The sequence below is a fragment of the Kribbella italica genome, assembly GCF_014205135.1.
Lineage (GTDB): Bacteria > Actinomycetota > Actinomycetes > Propionibacteriales > Kribbellaceae > Kribbella > Kribbella italica.
The window spans coordinates 51658-67468 of record NZ_JACHMY010000001.1 but is presented as its reverse complement, the minus strand read 5'-3'; the positions used below and the strand labels follow the sequence as shown (position 1 = coordinate 67468).

Annotated in this window: 12 protein-coding genes and 1 tRNA gene; 7 read left to right on the top strand and 6 right to left on the bottom strand. The window is 68.6% G+C overall.

Going from position 1 to position 15811, the window contains the following annotated elements:
• Nucleotides 1-32: 32 nt before the first annotated feature.
• From HDA39_RS00310 to HDA39_RS00290, 5 genes are read right to left on the bottom strand one after another with little or no spacing between them, the layout of a single operon-like run.
• Nucleotides 33-1373 (bottom strand): Gfo/Idh/MocA family protein, encoded by a 1341-nt coding sequence (locus HDA39_RS00310; RefSeq protein WP_337925579.1) that lies wholly within the window; start codon nucleotides 1371-1373, stop codon nucleotides 33-35.
• A 14-nt stretch (nucleotides 1374-1387) separates the two neighbouring features.
• Nucleotides 1388-3403, bottom strand: a complete 2016-nt coding sequence (locus HDA39_RS00305) for a hypothetical protein (RefSeq protein WP_337925578.1) — start codon at nucleotides 3401-3403, stop codon at nucleotides 1388-1390.
• On the bottom strand, nucleotides 3400-4701 hold the full coding sequence (locus tag HDA39_RS00300) for an ABC transporter substrate-binding protein (RefSeq protein ID WP_184793231.1): 1302 nt from the start codon (nucleotides 4699-4701) through the stop codon (nucleotides 3400-3402). Before HDA39_RS00300 ends, HDA39_RS00305 begins: the two co-directional genes overlap by 4 nt.
• Before the next feature lie 23 nt (nucleotides 4702-4724).
• Nucleotides 4725-5603, bottom strand: coding sequence for a carbohydrate ABC transporter permease (locus tag HDA39_RS00295; RefSeq protein ID WP_337925577.1), 879 nt, complete (start codon nucleotides 5601-5603; stop codon nucleotides 4725-4727).
• Complete coding sequence (locus tag HDA39_RS00290; protein WP_184793230.1) at nucleotides 5593-6495, bottom strand: carbohydrate ABC transporter permease; 903 nt, start codon at nucleotides 6493-6495, stop codon at nucleotides 5593-5595. Before HDA39_RS00290 ends, HDA39_RS00295 begins: the two co-directional genes overlap by 11 nt.
• 170 nt (nucleotides 6496-6665) lie before the next feature.
• On the opposite strand from HDA39_RS00290, the gene HDA39_RS00285 reads away from it, so the two are divergent.
• Nucleotides 6666-7667 (top strand): substrate-binding domain-containing protein, encoded by a 1002-nt coding sequence (locus tag HDA39_RS00285; protein ID WP_184793229.1) that lies wholly within the window; start codon nucleotides 6666-6668, stop codon nucleotides 7665-7667.
• Here HDA39_RS00285 and HDA39_RS00280 read toward each other — a convergent pair.
• Nucleotides 7664-9418 (bottom strand): aminotransferase class V-fold PLP-dependent enzyme, encoded by a 1755-nt coding sequence (locus HDA39_RS00280; RefSeq protein WP_202892816.1) that lies wholly within the window; start codon nucleotides 9416-9418, stop codon nucleotides 7664-7666. The genes HDA39_RS00285 and HDA39_RS00280 overlap by 4 nt on opposite strands.
• A gap of 94 nt (nucleotides 9419-9512) precedes the next feature.
• Here HDA39_RS00280 and tenA point away from each other — a divergent pair, with 94 nt between their 5' ends.
• The 6 genes from tenA (at nucleotide 9513) to HDA39_RS44040 (ending at nucleotide 15764) form a co-directional block, all read left to right on the top strand.
• A complete protein-coding gene (gene tenA / locus HDA39_RS00275) occupies nucleotides 9513-10181 on the top strand; it encodes a thiaminase II (RefSeq protein ID WP_184793228.1) in 669 nt (222 codons plus the stop codon).
• The gene (locus HDA39_RS00270; RefSeq protein ID WP_184793227.1) at nucleotides 10178-11731 is read left to right on the top strand and encodes a phytoene desaturase family protein; all 1554 of its coding nucleotides are present in this window, start codon (nucleotides 10178-10180) and stop codon (nucleotides 11729-11731) included. Before tenA ends, HDA39_RS00270 begins: the two co-directional genes overlap by 4 nt.
• A 76-nt stretch (nucleotides 11732-11807) precedes the next feature.
• Nucleotides 11808-11880 (top strand) — tRNA-Lys (locus HDA39_RS00265).
• Between the two features lie 247 nt (nucleotides 11881-12127).
• On the top strand, nucleotides 12128-13555 hold the full coding sequence (locus tag HDA39_RS42040; protein WP_238355947.1) for a tyrosine-type recombinase/integrase: 1428 nt from the start codon (nucleotides 12128-12130) through the stop codon (nucleotides 13553-13555).
• A gap of 175 nt (nucleotides 13556-13730) precedes the next feature.
• Nucleotides 13731-14456, top strand: a complete 726-nt coding sequence (locus HDA39_RS41755; protein ID WP_202892815.1) for an AlbA family DNA-binding domain-containing protein — start codon at nucleotides 13731-13733, stop codon at nucleotides 14454-14456.
• Between the two features lie 585 nt (nucleotides 14457-15041).
• A complete protein-coding gene (locus HDA39_RS44040) occupies nucleotides 15042-15764 on the top strand; it encodes a helix-turn-helix domain-containing protein (RefSeq protein ID WP_202892814.1) in 723 nt (240 codons plus the stop codon).
• Nucleotides 15765-15811: the final 47 nt, after the last annotated feature.

Sequence of the window (15811 nt, the reverse complement as noted above, 5' to 3'; positions counted from 1 at the left end):
CTCTCCTCTCTGGCGTGTGGGCGCGGTGTGGGTCAGCGGTCCAGCGGCAGACCAAACTCCCCGATGTTCACCGGCAGACCCGTCTCCAGCGAGCGGTTGGCGGCAATCCCCACGGCCACGCTGCGGAGGCCGTCCTGATAGCCCGCCCGGTGGTGAAGGGGGTCGGGAGTGGTGCTCGGGCGGAAGATGTCGTCCAGCAGGTGGTTGTCGCCGCCGCCGTGGCCGCCTTCGCCGGCCGGGATGGGGATCTCCTCGGCGGGCTCCCAGTGGCGCTGGAGCAGGATGCGTTCGCCGGCCGGGCGGGGGTTGGTGGCGGTGGCTTTCGGGTCGTCGGGGTTCATGCTGGGGTCGACCGCGGCCGCCGTACCGACGAAGCTGCGTTCGACGACCTCCAGCTCCAGGCGGCCTTCCGTGCCGTTGATGGAGACCCGGTAGCCCTCCCAGGGGGCGTGGGCGTTCAGGGAGTAGGTGAGGATCGCGCCCGAGCGGTACGTGACGAGCAGCCCCATGTTGTCCTCGATGGTGATGCCGGGGCTGAAGACATCCTGGTCGCGGATGTAGCCGTCGTCGCCCTCGGCATCCAGGTACAAGGCGCGCAGCTTCTCGTCGGCGGCCAGGTCCAGCGCGAACGGGTCGGAGGACAGCCCCGGGGCTCCGGCCGAACGCGCCGGTCGGTCGGTGAGGCCGCGGTCGGCGGCGTTCTTGTCGCCGTAGAAGCGCAGACCGCCAGCAGCGACGACGAGTTCGGGGACGTCCGCGAGCCACCAGTTCACCAGGTCGAAGTGGTGGCTCGACTTGTGCACGAGCAGGCCGCCGGAGATCTCCTTCCGGCGGTGCCAGCGGCGGAAGTAGTCGGCGCCGTGCACGGTGTCCAGCGCCCACTCGAAGTGGATCGACGTCACCGTGCCGATCGCCCCGGACGCGATCAGCCGCCGGACCTCGCTGTTGCGCGGCGAGTACCGGTAGTTGAACGTCACCACCAGATCCCCCGACGACCCTTCGACCGCCTCGGCGATCTGCCGGGCCGGTTCGAGCGACGTCGTCAGCGGCTTCTCCACGACCACGTCGCAGCCGGCCGCCAGCGCGGCCGTCGCGTACCGGTGGTGCGTCGCGTCCGGCGACGTGACGATCACGACCTCCGGCCGCTGTTCCTCGAGCAAGCGCGCGAAGTCGTCCGGCCCGTAATGCGGCGGTGCCGTCCCACCGGCGGCCGTCACCACCTGGTCGTAGTACGCCATCCGCGTCGGGTTGGTGTCGCACCAGGCCACGAGCGTCCCGACATCGGCGTACGTCGCTGTCAGGGCGCCGACGTACATGCCGGCGCGCGAACCGGTCCCGACCAGAGCGTAGCGGCGGTTCTTGGTGAGCGTCACGAGTCTCCTTGGATTCATGGTGAGCGGTGCAGTCCTTCGTGGCGGACAGTCCAGTCGCGAGGGAAAGCGGGGGCGACACCGTCGGCGCCCGCCGCCATCAACGCGACGGCGGCCAGCAGACCGCCGTTGCCCGGCAGGTAGACCGGCAGCGAGGGCGTCTGCCGGTTGTGCCCGTTCGGCAGGACGTCGTTCTTGGTGGCCTTCAGCAACAATGCGTCAACCGCGAGCTCCGGCTCCCCGAGCCGCGCGGCCGTCATCGCGATCGCCGGGAAGTCCCACCCCCACGTACTCTCCCAGTCCCAGTCATCCAGTACGCCGGCCAACGTCCGCCGCATCACCTCATGGTCGACGTACGCCGTATCCGGCACCACCCCGAGCGCGTACAGCATCGACGGATGATCCGTGCGCACGGTCGTCCCCTCGATCGCTGCATAACAACCGTCCTCGACCGGCGCGGCGACCAGCCCGTCGGCCACCTCGGCCCACCGCGGCTCCCGCGGCAGTCCGAGAAGCGAACGCCACTCCTGCGCGACCAGCAGCCCCCAGCGCCAGTACGCCAACTCGAACGTCGGGTTCACCACCGAGCCCCGGATCGCCGAGTACGACTCCTGCGCCGGGATCAACGGCGGCCCGAGCTGGTACCCGCGCGCCGTCTTCACCGCGTACGACGCCATGAACTCCGCGCTCTCCAGCACGACCCGCCCGTACCGCTCGACCGCGTCCAATGACCCCGTACGCCGAACCAGCTCCGCCAGGTAGATCGGATGCGGCTGCTGCCACACCAGGAACGGCCCGATGCTGCTCGGACTCTCCCGCCCGTCCGGCGCGACCTGTTTCGGCCACCGCACCCCGCCGTACCCCTGAATCCGCGCCGTCTCCCGCGCCACCGGCAAGATCCGCTCGTACCACCCGAGGCTCCCCTCGAGCAGCTCGCCCCTTCCCCACAAGGCGAAATGCGCGCCGTGCCACCAGTGCATCTCGAGATGGAACCGCCCCCGCCAGCTGTTGCAGACCAGCCCGGTCTCCTGCGGCGGCACTGACCCCGCACAGTTGATCGCCGTCAGGTACTGCGACAGCACCACCCGCCGCTCGATCTCAACAGCCCGCGCGTCCCCGGCCAACGAGACCGCCGCCCCGGACTCCCAGAACCTCTCCCACGACCGGCGACAGTCCGCCTCGATCTCCGCGAATCCGGCCGGCACCGCCCGCCGCGCGGCCGAGAAGGCGATCCGCAGCTCCAGCACCTCAGCCATTGCCCTGAGCAAGAACTCGTGCGTCCCGATCTGCTCCAGCCGCGCACCCTCGGCACCGACAATCACCCAGTACTGCGTGCCGTCCAGCCACCGTTCGAGCTGCCAGCCACCGTCCACCGCGTGCACCGTCGTCGTGTGCGCCCCAGGCTGCTCCCAGTCCGCGCCGTTGCCCCACGCCCCCGATCCGTACGGAAAGGCGAGCCGCACCCCGAGTCGCGCCATCGACTCGACCCGTACGGCGATCACGTCCTCGTCCGGCGCGCACAACGTCCGCACCCGCACGTCCTGCCCGTCGACGACGAACGAGCTGTCGATCACCCCGCCCCACAGATCCAGCCGCTGCTGAGCATCCTCCGGCGATCCCGGGAGCACGAACCCGATCTGCCCCAGTTCGAGCCGGTGCGGATTCGCCCGCAACCACTCCTCGGCCGGCGTCTGGCCCGGCTCGGAGGTCGTCCCGAGCTCCATCTCCCCGCCCAGATCGACGTACGGCACCGGCCCGCGCGGTGTCGAATAGTCCCGTCGCGTCTCGCCCAACTCAAAAGCCCCGGGAAAGCTGTGCCATCCCCACTGCGACAACGTCCCCAGCAGCGACCCGACCGGGTCGTCGCCGGTCCGCGGCTCCACCGGGTACCGCTCCGGCCAGGTCTGCAACCCCGTCACGTCCACCGTGAAGCAGAACTCCCCGTTCCCCACCGACAACGGCGACTCCGGTACGACGCCCGCCACCTGGACGTCGTGCCGTCCCACCAGCGCCCGCCGGTCGATCGAGGTCACTGGATCGCCGCCGCCAACTCCTCGAGGAACCGCTTCGCCCCTTGCGCCGGGGTTTGCCGGTTGAACAGCACCTCCGCGTTCGTCCGCTCCAGGATCTTCACGCTCTCCGTCGACCCCGTCGGCCCGATGATCAAGGCCGGCCCGACCTTCGGCGCGATCGCCGCGATGAAGTCCGCCGACGCGGCCTCGTCCTTCGGCAGCGACGGCTTGACCGCGGCCAGCACCTCGGAGTTCGCCGGGATGCCCCGGTTCGCCAGCGTGATCTTGCCCGCCGCCGGGTCGTTCACCAGGAAGTCGACCAGCTTCGCCGCCGCCTCCTGGTGCTTGGTCCGCGCACTGATCGTGTAGATCTGCGAGGCCTGCAGCCACATCCCCGGTTTGGTCGCCGCACCCTCACCCGGTGCCCGCAGTAACTGCAACTCCGAACCCGATGCCTTGCGCAACGATCCGAGCTGGTTCGTCCAGTCCAGCTGCATCCCGGCCAGCCCGCGACCCATCAGGCTCTGCTCCGGCGCCGGCTGCCCGGCCAGCTCCGACGTCACCGCGGCCGGGGGCGTCGCGCCCGCGTCCCGCAGCCCGGTCGTCATCGTGAACCAGTCGGTCAGCGTCTGCTCGCCCAGCCCGACCTTGCCGTCGTCGGTGTAGAGCGACTCACCCCGCTGCCGCGCGTACAGATCCAGTACGTCGGCGCTCGTCGGGTCCTCCGCGCCGTACGTCCCCTTCGGCGACGCCTTCGCCAACTGGCCCGCGATCCGCTGGAAATCGTCCCAGGTCCACGTGCTGTCGTCCGGCAGCGCGACCCCGGCCGCCTTGAACACCTTCGGGTTCACCACGACACCGAAGGCGTTCACGCCCGTCGGTACGCCGTACTGCTTGTCGTCGAAGTTGCCGTTGGACAGCGACGCCGCGTCGATCTTGTCCGTCTTCAGCGTGTCCTTGACCTCGGCCAGGTCGAGCAGCGCGCCGCGATCGCCGTACTCCCGCGGGTACGCGCCGCCCAGCGTGATCACGTCGGGTGCGTCGTTGGCCGCGACGCTGGTCGCGAGCTTGTCGAAGTACCCGTTGAAGTCGCCGTACTCCGGCTTGACCGTGATGCCCGGATTCGCGGTCTGGAACGCGTCGATCGCCTTCTGGGTCAGCGCGGCGCGGTCCTGGTTGCCCCACCAGGAGAACCGCAGCGTGACCGGCGCGTTCGGGTCGTCCGAGGCTCCGCCGGAGTCCCCGCCGCAGCCGGGCAGGGCAAGCAGCAGACCGGCCAATCCCAGCGCGGCGATCCGCCGGTACGTCGAACGCTTCATGATCGTGGTCCTTTGTCCGATGGTCATTTGAGCCCCGTGGTGGCGATGCCGCGGGTGAGGTAGCGCTGGCCCGCCAGGAAGAAGCCGAAGATCGGCACCAGCGCGACCACCGACATCGCGAACAGCGGTCCCCACGACGTCCCGCTCTGGGCGTCCATGAAGGAGCGCAGCGCGACCGGCACGGTGTACTTGTCCGGGTCGGTGAGGAAGATCAGCTGGCTGAAGAAGTCGTTCCAGGTCCAGATGAACGTGAACACCGCCGACGTGGCCAGCGCCGGCAGGCACAGCGGCATCACGATCCGCGCGTAGATCCGGAAGTGCCCGCAGCCGTCCAGCCGGGCCGCCTCGTCCAGCTCGCGCGGCAGCCCCCGGATGAACTGGACCATCAGGAACACGAAGAACGCGTCGTGGGCCAGGAACTTCGGCACCACCAGCGGGAGGATCGTGTTGATCCAGTCCAGCTTCGAGAACAGCACGTACTGCGGCACGATCAGCACGTGGATCGGCAGCATGATCGTGCCGAGCATCAACGCGAACCACAGCTTCTTCAGCGGGAACTCGACCCGGGCGAACGCGTACGCCGCCAGCGAGCAGGTCAGCAGGTTGCCGACGATCGCCAGCACCGCGATCAGCGCCGAGTTCAGCAGGTAGTGCTCGAACGGGTGCGCGAGCGCCGTCCAGCCGTCGGTGTAGTTGCTGAACTGCACCTTGCTCGGCAGCAGCGACGGCTCGCGGAAGATCACCTCGGTCGGCTTGAACGAGCTCGACAGCAGCCAGAGCAGCGGGTAGAGCATCACGAAGCCGAACAGGACGATCATCGCGTGCTTGAGCAGGCCCTTGCCGCGCGGTTCGGTCCCGGGTGGGCGGCCCGCACGGACCCGGGTCAGCGTCTCACTCGTCACCGTAGAACACCCATCGCTTGGCGAACAGGAAGTTGATCGCGGTCAGGACGGCGATGATCACCAGCAGCACCCACGCCATCGCCGACGCGTAACCCATGTGGAAGGAACCGAAGCCTTCGTCGTACAGGTAGAGGGTGTAGAGCAGGGTCGAGTCGGCCGGGCCGCCGGTGCCGCCGCTCACCACGAAGGCCTGCGTGAAGCTCTGGAACGCGCCGATCACCTGCAGCACCAGGTTGAAGAAGATGATCGGGGTCAGCAGCGGCAGCGTGATGTGCGCGAACGTCGTCCACCGCCCGGCGCCGTCGACGGCGGCCGCTTCGTAGTACGACGCCGGAATCTGCCGGAGACCGGCCAGGAAGATCACCATCGGGGCACCGAAGGTCCAGCCGTTCAGCAGGATCAGCGTGCCCAGCGCGAAGTCGGGATGGGCGACCCAGCTCTGCCCCTCGATCCCGACCTTGGCCAGGACGTCGTTGACCAGGCCCTCCTGGCCGAAGATCTGCCGCCACAGGATCGCGATCGAGACGCTGCCGGCCAGCAGCGACGGCAGGTAGAAGACCGAGCGGTAGAAGCCGAGGCCGCGGATGCCCTTGTTCAGCACGATCGCCAGGCCGAGCGCCATCAGCAGCTGCAGCGGGACCGAGACGAACACGTACTGGAAGGTGACCAGCAGCGACTTGTGCAGCCGCCGGTCGGTCAGCATCTCCTGGAAGTTGGCCAGGCCGATCCACTCCGGCGGCTTCAGCAGCGAGTAGTCGGTGAAGGCCAGGTAGAGCGAGGCGAGGATCGGGCCGAGCGTGATCGCCACCAGGCCGATCAGCCACGGGGTCAGGAACAGGTAGCCGGTGACCGCGTCGCGGCGGCGCTGGCTGTACCGCGTGTAGGGGCTCAACGCCTCACCTCCGGATCGAGTAACCGGTTTCTAGCAGCCGAGCTTGAAACGTGTCAATGCCTCACCAAGGCCTGCGAAAATGTTTCGCTACAAGGGATTAGCTGGCGAGAGACCGGTTTCTCATCTGGCCCTCCGCGCGTTATCTTGGCCGGGCCGAGGGGAGGAACAAGGTGGATCCGAACGCCAGGGTGTCGGCCAACATCAAGCTGGTCGCCGAGGCCGCGGGCGTGTCCCGGGCGACGGTCTCGCGGGTGATGAACGGCCGCGCCACGGTCGCGCCCGAGCTCGCCGAGCGTGTCCTCACGGCGGCCCGCGCGCTGGACTACGCCCCCAGCCAGGTCGCCCGCAGCCTCGCGCTCGGCAGGACGGCGACGATCGCGCTGATCGTGCCCGACCTGTCGAACCCGATGTTCCAGGACGTACTGCGCGGCCTGAGCCTCGCGGCCGGCGCCGACGGGCACCGGTTGCTGATTGCCGAATCGAACGAGCAGGTCGAGGACGAGGAGGTCCTCGCGCTCGAGGCCCGCCGGCGCTGCGACGGCGTCGTCCTCGCGTCTCCCCGGCTGCCGACGGCCGATCTCGAACGCCTCGTGCCGCAGCTCGCGCCGCTCGTACTGATCAACCGCAAACTCCCCGGCGTACCGTCCCTGTCCGTCGACTACGCGGCCGGCATCCAGGACCTGGTCGCCCACCTGCTCTCCCTCGGCCACCGCCGCATCGTGTACCTGGCCGGCCCACCACCCAGCACGTCGAACCGCGAACGCCTGGACGCCTTGCTCCACCTTTCCGAGCAGGGCAACGCGTTCGAGCTGATCCAGGTCGCGTGCGGAGCGACCTTCGAGAACGGCCACGCCGTCGCCGGCGCGGTCGCGAGCAGCGGCGCCACCGCGGCCGTCGCCTACAACGACATGGTTGCCTTCGGCGCCTTGAGCGGCCTGCACGAGCTGGGCGTCTCCGTCCCCGGCCAGATCTCCGTCACCGGCTTCGACGACATCCCGTTCGCCCGCTTCACCACGCCACCCCTGACGTCGGCCGCCGTCCCCCGCAACACCCTCGGCAACCAGGCCTGGCGACTACTCCACGCCCAACTCACCGGCCAGGGCGCCGCCGACGCCACCGACTTCCGCCCCCGCCTCCTGGTCCGCGGAAGCACCGGCAGGACCAACGGCTAGCGAACCACCGGTGACAGGCAGCTGCTCGGTAGGTCGAACCAGCGCAGCTGGTCGAAGTCCGTGTTGACCGTGCCCTCGGCCTCGGTGTCGGCGTGCTGGCAGGCGTCCAGCAGCTCCCGCGCCTCGGTCAGGTAGCCGGCCAGGGCCGACTCCGGTGCGGTGGTGTTGTGCCGCGGGTACCGCAGCGCGCCGTCCCGGTCGTACCTGACCTGCGACAGCCGCATCGGCGGTTCGACCGGACCGCGGTGATGCCGCCAGAGGCCGTTCGACGGGTCGAAGCGGTAGTCGCCGAGCAGGCGCCAGCCCTCCTGCGCGACCAGGCGGACCGCCTCCACGACGTACGCGAAGACGGCCTCGGAGATGAAGTAGTTGAAGTTGACCCGCACCCAGCCGGGCTTGATGCCCTCGCACCCGTGCTCGATCTCCTCGGCGAACTCCGCCGACCGGGCCAGGTCGATGTTGAGCAGCGTGTGCCCGTACGGGCCGGCGCACGAGCAGCCGCCGCGCGACTGGATCCCGAACAGGTCGTTCAGCAACGCGACCACGTAGTTGTGGTGCAGGTACCGCCCCGACGGCGCCTTCACCACGAACGACACGATCGACAGCCGCTCGGAGTCCAGGTTGCCGAGGATCTCCAGGTTCGGCTCGGCCCGCCACGTCTCGACCGCGCGCCGCAGGTACGCGTCCTCGTGCGCCCGGATCACCGCGATGCCGACCGCCTGCTTGAGCTGGAAGACCAGCCCGGCGCGGATCGACTCGATGATCGCCGGCGTCCCGCCCTCTTCGCGGTGGACCGGGTCGTCGAGGTAGCGGTGCTCGGTCGGGTTCACGTACGCGACCGTGCCACCACCCGGTACGTCGGGCACGCGGTTGCGCAGCAACTCCCGACGCGCGACGAGCACCCCGGGCGTCCCCGGCCCGCCGATGAACTTGTGCGGGCTGAGGAAGATCGCGTCCTTGTAGGCCAGCGGGTCGTCGGCCTGCCCGCCGTACATGTCGATCTCGATGTACGGCGCGGCCGCGGCGAAGTCCCAGAACGACAGTGCGCCGTACCGGTGCAGCAGAGCGGAGACCCGATGGGTGTTGCTGACGATGCCCGTCACGTTGCTGGCGGCCGAGAACGAGCCGATCTTGAGCGGGCGGTCGGCGTACTCGACGAGTTTGGACTCCAGCAGCGGGATGTCGATGTGCCCGTCGGCGTCCTGCCCGATCACGATCACGTCCGCGATCGACTCGCGCCAGGGCAGCTCGTTGCTGTGGTGCTCGTACGGCCCGATGAACACGACCGGCCGGTGCTCGCGCGGGATCTCGTCGCTCAGGTGGTACTCGTCGTCGAGCTGCGCCGGGATCCGCAGCCCGAGGACGCCGATCAGCTTGTCGATCGCGCCGGTCGCGCCGGAGCCGCAGAAGATCACCGCGGTCTCGTCGTCGCCGCCGACGCTGTCGTGGATGATCCGCCGGGCGTCCTCGCGCAGCCGCGTGGTCTGCAGCCCGGTGCCGCTGGACTCGGTGTGCGTGTTCGCGTACCGCGGCAGCACCTCGTCGCGGATGAAGTCCTCGAGGAAGGTCAGCGCGCGGCCGGAGGCGGTGTAGTCGGCGTACGTGACGCGACGCGGGCCGTACGGACCGGGCATCACCTGGTCGTCGCCGATCACGGAAGCCCGGATCCGGCGCAGCAGCGGGGTGTCGGGCGGCATGCTCGGGGCAGCACCGTACGGCGGCCCGCCGACGTCCGATCGCTGCTCCACCATGGCGCCAGGGTAAGGCCGCCGCGTGACTTTCGTCTCGTTCGCGGTGGCGCGCTTCTGGCTAGGGTCGGGGCAGTCGAGCGCGAGGAGATCGAGGATGACGTTTTCCACCGAGTTGTGGGACGCCGGGGCCGCCAAGGTGTACGCCGAGATCCTCCGGCACCCGTTCATCACCGGGCTGACCGACGGGACGCTGCCGCACGACAGGTTCCGGTACTTCATCGTCCAGGACAGCCACTACCTGCGCGCCTACTCGCGCGCGCTGGCGCTGGTCGCGGCCCGGGCCACGGACGAGGACGCGGTCAGCATGTTCGCGCGGCACGCGGCCGAGGCGATCGACGTCGAGCGTGAGCTGCACACCTCGCTGCTCGGGTCGCTGGGGCTGACTACGGCCGACGTCGACGCGACCGGCTCGGGGCCGACGACCACGGCGTACATGTCGTACCTGACCGCGGTGTGCGCGACCGGCACGTACGCCGAGGCGGTGGCCGCCGTACTGCCGTGTTACTGGATCTACCGCGACGTCGGCCGGGAGCTGCTGAAGCAGTCCTCGCCGGACCCGGTCTACGCCGAGTGGATCGCGTCGTACGGTTCCCCCGAGTTCGACGCGGTCGTAGAGTCGGTGCTGGCGGTGACGGACGCACTCGGCGCCGAGGTCGGCCCGGGCGAACGCGATCGTTGCCATCGGCACTTTTCCACCACGACTCGGTACGAGTGGATGTTCTGGGACGCCGCGTACCACGAACTGGAGTGGCCGGTCCGATGAGGGATTTCTACGACGTCGTGATCGTCGGCGGCGGGCACAACGGCCTGGTCGCCGCCGGGTACCTGGCCGGCGCGGGTCTGAGCACGCTCGTCGTGGAGCAGCAGCCGCACACCGGCGGCGCCGCGGTCAGCCAGCAGGTCTTCCCCGGGGTCGACGCGCGGCTGTCGCGCTACTCGTACCTGGTCAGCCTGCTGCCCGACAAGATCGTCGCCGACCTGGGGCTGTCCCTGCAGCTGCGGTCGCGCTCGGTCGCGTCGTACACGCCGGTACGCCGGGGTGGCCGCGACCTCGGCCTGATGATCGACCGGCCGGAGGGTGCTGCGACGCGGGCGGCGTTTGCCGAGCTGACCGGGAGCGATGCCGAGTACGAGGCGTGGCGGGAGTTCTACGGGTCAGTCTCGGAGCTGGCCGCCGTCATCGCGCCGACCCTCCTGGAACCGCTCCAGTCCGCCGCTGCGGTGCGCCAACGCGTCGACCCCGCCCTCTGGTCGGAGCTGGTCGAACGTCCCCTCGGGGAGACGATCGAACGTCGCTTCACCGACGACACGGTCCGCGGCGTCGTCGCGACCGACGGCGTGATCGGCACCTTCGCCCGGCTCCAGGACGAGTCGCTGCTGCAGAACCGGTGCTTCCTCTACCACCTGATCGGCAACGGCACCGGCGAGTGGCGGGTCCCGGTCGGCGGCATGGGCGCGGTGACCGACGCGCTGCTCGCCGCGGCCCTGCGCGCGGGCGCCTCGATCGTGACCGACGCCGCCGTCTCCGCGATCGAGGCCGACGGCACCCGCGCCGCGGTGACCTGGCTCGGCGGTGACGGAGAGCGAACCGTCGACTGCTCGTACGTGCTCGCGAACGTGGCGCCCGTCGTACTGGATCGGCTGCGGGGGCGGGCCGCCGGTCCGACCCCCGAGGGCTCCCAACTGAAGATCAACCTGCTGCTCTCCCGGCTCCCCCAGCTGAAGTCCGGCGACGACCCGCGCCGGGCGTTCGCCGGGACCTTCCACATCGACGAGGACTACAGCCAGCTAGAGACCGCGTACGCCGAAGCCGCCGCCGGTGAGCTCCCCGCCGTACCGCCGTCAGAGGTCTACTGCCACTCCCTCACCGACCCCTCCATCCTCAGCCCGTCGCTGGTCGCCTCCGGCCACCACACCCTCACCGTCTTCGGCGTCCACTTCCCGACCCGTTTGTTTGCCCAGGACAACGAAGCCGCCCGCGCCGAGTCCACCCGCCGGGTCCTCGCCGGCCTGGACGACTACCTGGCCGAACCCCTCGACTCCTGCATCGCCCTCGACGCCAACGGAAACCCCTGCATCGAGTCCAAAACCCCTCTCGACATCGAGTCCTCGGTCGGCATGCCCGGCGGCCACATCTTCCACGGCGACCTGGCCTGGCCCTGGTCCGACGACGACACCGAAGCAGGCCGCTGGGGCGTGGAAACCGACGTCGCCAACCTCGTCATCTGCGGCTCCGGAGCCCGCCGAGGCGGCGCCGTCAGCGGCATCCCCGGCCACAACGCAGCCCAGGCCGTCCTCGCTCTCCACCCCTGACCAACACCCCCCAGAACCGATTTTTCTTCTCCCCCGATCCCCTGCTACTGTTCTCTTCGTTCGAAGGAAACAACACGCGCCGCTAGCTCAATTGGCAGAGCAGCTGACTCTTAATCAGCGGGTTCGGGGTTCGAGTCCCTGGCGGCGCACAAAAGCCCAGGTCACGCGAGTGTCCTGGGCTCTTTCGTTGCCCCAGCACACGCTTTACACACGCTTTTGGCCCATGCCTTAGACGAGCTGGCCACGACCGGCAGGCCGTGTGTCTCGCCAGTCCACTCACAGGTCACCTGATTGCCCTCGCTGACCTCCCGGCGCTCCGTCACTGTGCGTTAACTCACATCGCCTCAGCCGCCCAGCCGTTGAGCCATCTCCAGACCACCACGTCGGAGGTGTGAGATGCCGAGACAACCGTTGCCACTGGGAAGCTGGGGCCGTATCCGCACCCAGGTCGCGAAGGAAGACGCCAAGGGGCGCTCCCTCAGCGTCTGGGCACGGGCCAACTTCCGCGATCACGACGGCAAGGTCCGCGTGGTCTCCGCCTTCGGGAAGAACAAGACGACCGCCGAGGCCAACCTGCTGAAGAAGCTCAAGGCCCGCTCCGCCGCCAGCCAGGCCGGCGAGCTGACCGCGATGGACAAGGTCTCCAAAGCCATGGACCTGTGGGACCAGAAGTTCGCCGCCCTCGTAGCCGAAGGACACCGCTCACCCACGTCCCTCGACACCTACCGCCGAGCCATCAACAACCATCTGCGTCCCGCCGTCGGCGAGCTTCACCTCGGCGAGGCCACCACTCCACGGATCGACAGAGTCATCACGGACATCAAGACCAAGGCCGGCGCCCCCACCGCGAGGACCTGCCGAAGCATCATCTCCGGCGTCATGAACCTCGCCGTCCGCTACGGTGCCATCTCCGTCAACCCGGTCCGCGAAGTCGACCGCATCGAACACCACGCCAAGAAGCTTCCCCGTGCCCTCGGCGCCGACGAAGTCCGCCTGGTCCGCACCCACCTCGCCAACGACGAATCCGCCATCAAGGCCGACCTCCCCGACCTGGTCACCTTCATGCTCGGCACCGGCGCCCGAATCGGCGAGGCCCTCGCCGTCCTCTGGCACCAGGCCGACCTGGAGACCGGACGCGTCAAGATCACCAACACCATCGTCCGGGTCAAGGGCGAGGGCCTACTCAGCAAGACCACCAAGTCCAAGGCCGGTCAACGCGAACTCGCCATCCCCAACTGGCTCCTCGTCGTACTCCGCAGAAGATTCGCCGCAGGAGTTCGCCTCGACGAACCCGTCTTCCCCGACACCAACGGCGGCTACCGCGACCCCTCCAACGTCCGACGCTCCCTACGCACAAGTCTCTCCCCAGTTGGCAGCACAGCACGCCGAGACCTCGGTCTCACCCTCCGCGCCGCAAGACGTGAAGCCGGCATGACCCGCAAAGCAGTCGCCGACGCCCTCGCCTGGCCCCAAACCAAGGTCGAACTCATCGAAACCGGCCGAATCAAGGTCGACCGCTGGATGATCACCGACCTGGTCCGGCCTTACGGCCTAGCCCTCGACGACTCGCTAGCCCTCGCCAGCCAACTAGACGCAGCAACTGAGCCGGCCGACGCCGACACCCTCTCCTGGATCACCTCCCATGTGTTCCGCAAAACCACAGCCACAGCCCTCGACGACCACGGCCAGACGGCGCGCCAAGTCGCCGACCACCTCGGCCACGCCAAAATCTCCATGACCCAGGACAACTACCTAGACCGCCAATCCACCAACCCAGCCGCAGCCGAGGCGCTACAGCGCGCCTTCGACCCGGACCTCGAGTAAGACCATCAGCGAGCCCGAGCTACCGCGAACAACACACCACGCAGCTCGGGCTCGCCGCGGTACCCGACCGCGGTGGCCAGCGGCGCCGACACGACTCTGCAACGATCGCGACACGGCACTCTTCACTGCTCTACACCGTCTTCTCGGGCGGCAACCTGGATCCTTAACCGACGAGATGCTGGACGAGGCCGTCAGCCTGGGAGTCACCGAGACCGAAGATCTTGACTGGAAGAAGCAGCTTCCGCCCTCGGGCGGACTCCCGAAGACCGACTTTCCGAAAGACATCGCGGCCAGGGCGAACAGCGGTGGCGGCGTCATCGTGTTCGGGGTCGCCGAGGAAGCGAAGGCAGCCGTCGGGCGAGTCGACGCCGGACCGCTCAGCGAGAACCACGAGCGCGCTCTACGGAAGGCCGCGTACAACGCAATCACTCCACCAGTGTTCGGTCTCGGGATCTGCAGCCTCGGCGCCGAAGGACGGCGAGCCGTCGTCGTAGTCGTACCACCGTCCGTCGATGGGCCGCACCTGATCTACCGCGACGAAATGTTCGGTGCTTCAATCCGGAACGACGCGGATACGGAGTGGATGAAGGAGCGTCAGATCGAGGCGATGTACCGGGCCCGCCTGGACGAGCGGCGCCGTTCCGGCGAAGCCCTCGCTGCCCTGTACGACCAGGCTGCTGGTCGCTCCACCGCAGAGCGCGCCTGGATCGTCAGTAGCGCGCCCCCGGGTCCCGGTCGTCGCGCAGGCGCGCATCACACAGGCAGAGGCATCGTCCGTTTTCTGGGGAATGGAGCCCGAGGGACTCAAGTACATCCATCGCTCAGCCCAAGATTGGGGGGCGTCCCGTCAACGGAATCGAGATGGGGCAACGCCCTCGACCGGGCTTGCGGAGCTGGGTAGCGTCACCACAAGAGCACACCCTGGGCGGCTGGGGCGAGAGCTGGGCCACCGTTCACGACGACGGCTCATCTCACTCGCCTCAACCATCGGCGGCTACCCCCGGAGCGTCACGGAGCACACAGCAGGGAACGTGTGCCGTACCGAGTACGTGGAGACATTCACCGCGGATCTGATGGCCTTATTGAGGCTCGCCTCGGCCCCCCGCAGCTCCGGTGAGGACGAGGTGACAGTAGGGATCCAATGGGAAGGTCAGGAGAACCTGATCTTCGAACAGAAGACCAACAGCCGCCTCCTCGTAGATACGGTTGCTGGCCCGCCCGTTCCGAGCTTCGTTCCCATCACAACGACAGTTCGATCTGATGGCGACGACGCTGACTTTCTGAGGCAGGTTCGCGCTCTCGCAACAGACCTAGTGAATCAGGCCGGCATCCAACACCTGCTGCTCCTGGAGGACGCCCCCGACTAATGCCGCAGCTTGTCTTCAGGCGACCCCCATCACCGGCGCGGCAACCTCCACCAGGTACATCTCGGTCACGACGTGGACTCCGACGCTGAGAGGGCCCAGGGCGTCCGAAGGCCGAGTTGGTGCTGACCGCTGGTGAGCGGAAGCGATTGGTTCGTTGGTCGCGGCGGGCGAAGTCCGCGCAGGCGTTGGCGGTGCGTGCGCGGATCGTGCTGGCCTGCGCGTCAGGGGCCACGAACAAGCAGGTGGCCGCGGATCTGCGGGTTGCGCCGAACACGGTGACCAAGTGGCGTCGGCAGTTCGTGGCGCGGCGGCTGGATGGCTTGGTTGACGAGCCCCGGCCGGGCAGGCCGCCCTCGATCCTGCTGGACAGGGTCGAGGAGGTGGTCACCGCGACGTTGGAGCAGACGCCGAAGAACGCCACGCATTGGTCGCGCAAATCGATGGCCGAGCGCTCCGGGTTGTCGAAGTCGACGATCGGGCGGATCTGGCGCAAGTTCGAGTTGAAGCCGCATCTGAGCGACGGGTTCAAGCTGTCCACGGATCCACCGGCTCCTCCTGGATCAACCAGGTCGAGCGCTGGTTCGCCTTCCTCACCGACCAACTACTCCGCCGCGGTGTCCACAAAAGCGTTCAGGCACTGGAGAAAGACGTCCGCGACTGGATCGCGGCGAGCTGGAGCACCAAGCCGTTGCCCATGGCGCTCGCAAGGTCCTGCTGGAAACCGGTGCGCTGAACTACGCCGCCATTCGCTTGTACCTGGCATCCGGGTACCAGGCCATCCCGCCGTACGTAGCCGGTCAGCGCGAGACCAACCGGGCATTCGCCAGGATGCTGTGATCTGACCTCCAAGCACCAGGCAAGTTCGCGCAACTTCATCGCTTGCGCCATC

Excerpts from the sequence above, each read along its gene's own strand:
- HDA39_RS00300 (WP_184793231.1), bottom strand. The coding sequence starts at position 4,701 with ATGAAGCGTTCGACGTACCGGCGGATCGCCGCGCTGGGATTGGCCGGT.
- HDA39_RS00280 (WP_202892816.1), bottom strand. The coding sequence starts at position 9,418 with ATGGTGGAGCAGCGATCGGACGTCGGCGGGCCGCCGTACGGTGCTGCC.
- tenA (WP_184793228.1), top strand. The coding sequence starts at position 9,513 with ATGACGTTTTCCACCGAGTTGTGGGACGCCGGGGCCGCCAAGGTGTAC.
- HDA39_RS00270 (WP_184793227.1), top strand. The coding sequence starts at position 10,178 with ATGAGGGATTTCTACGACGTCGTGATCGTCGGCGGCGGGCACAACGGC.
- HDA39_RS42040 (WP_238355947.1), top strand. The coding sequence starts at position 12,128 with ATGCCGAGACAACCGTTGCCACTGGGAAGCTGGGGCCGTATCCGCACC.
- HDA39_RS41755 (WP_202892815.1), top strand. The coding sequence starts at position 13,731 with ATGCTGGACGAGGCCGTCAGCCTGGGAGTCACCGAGACCGAAGATCTT.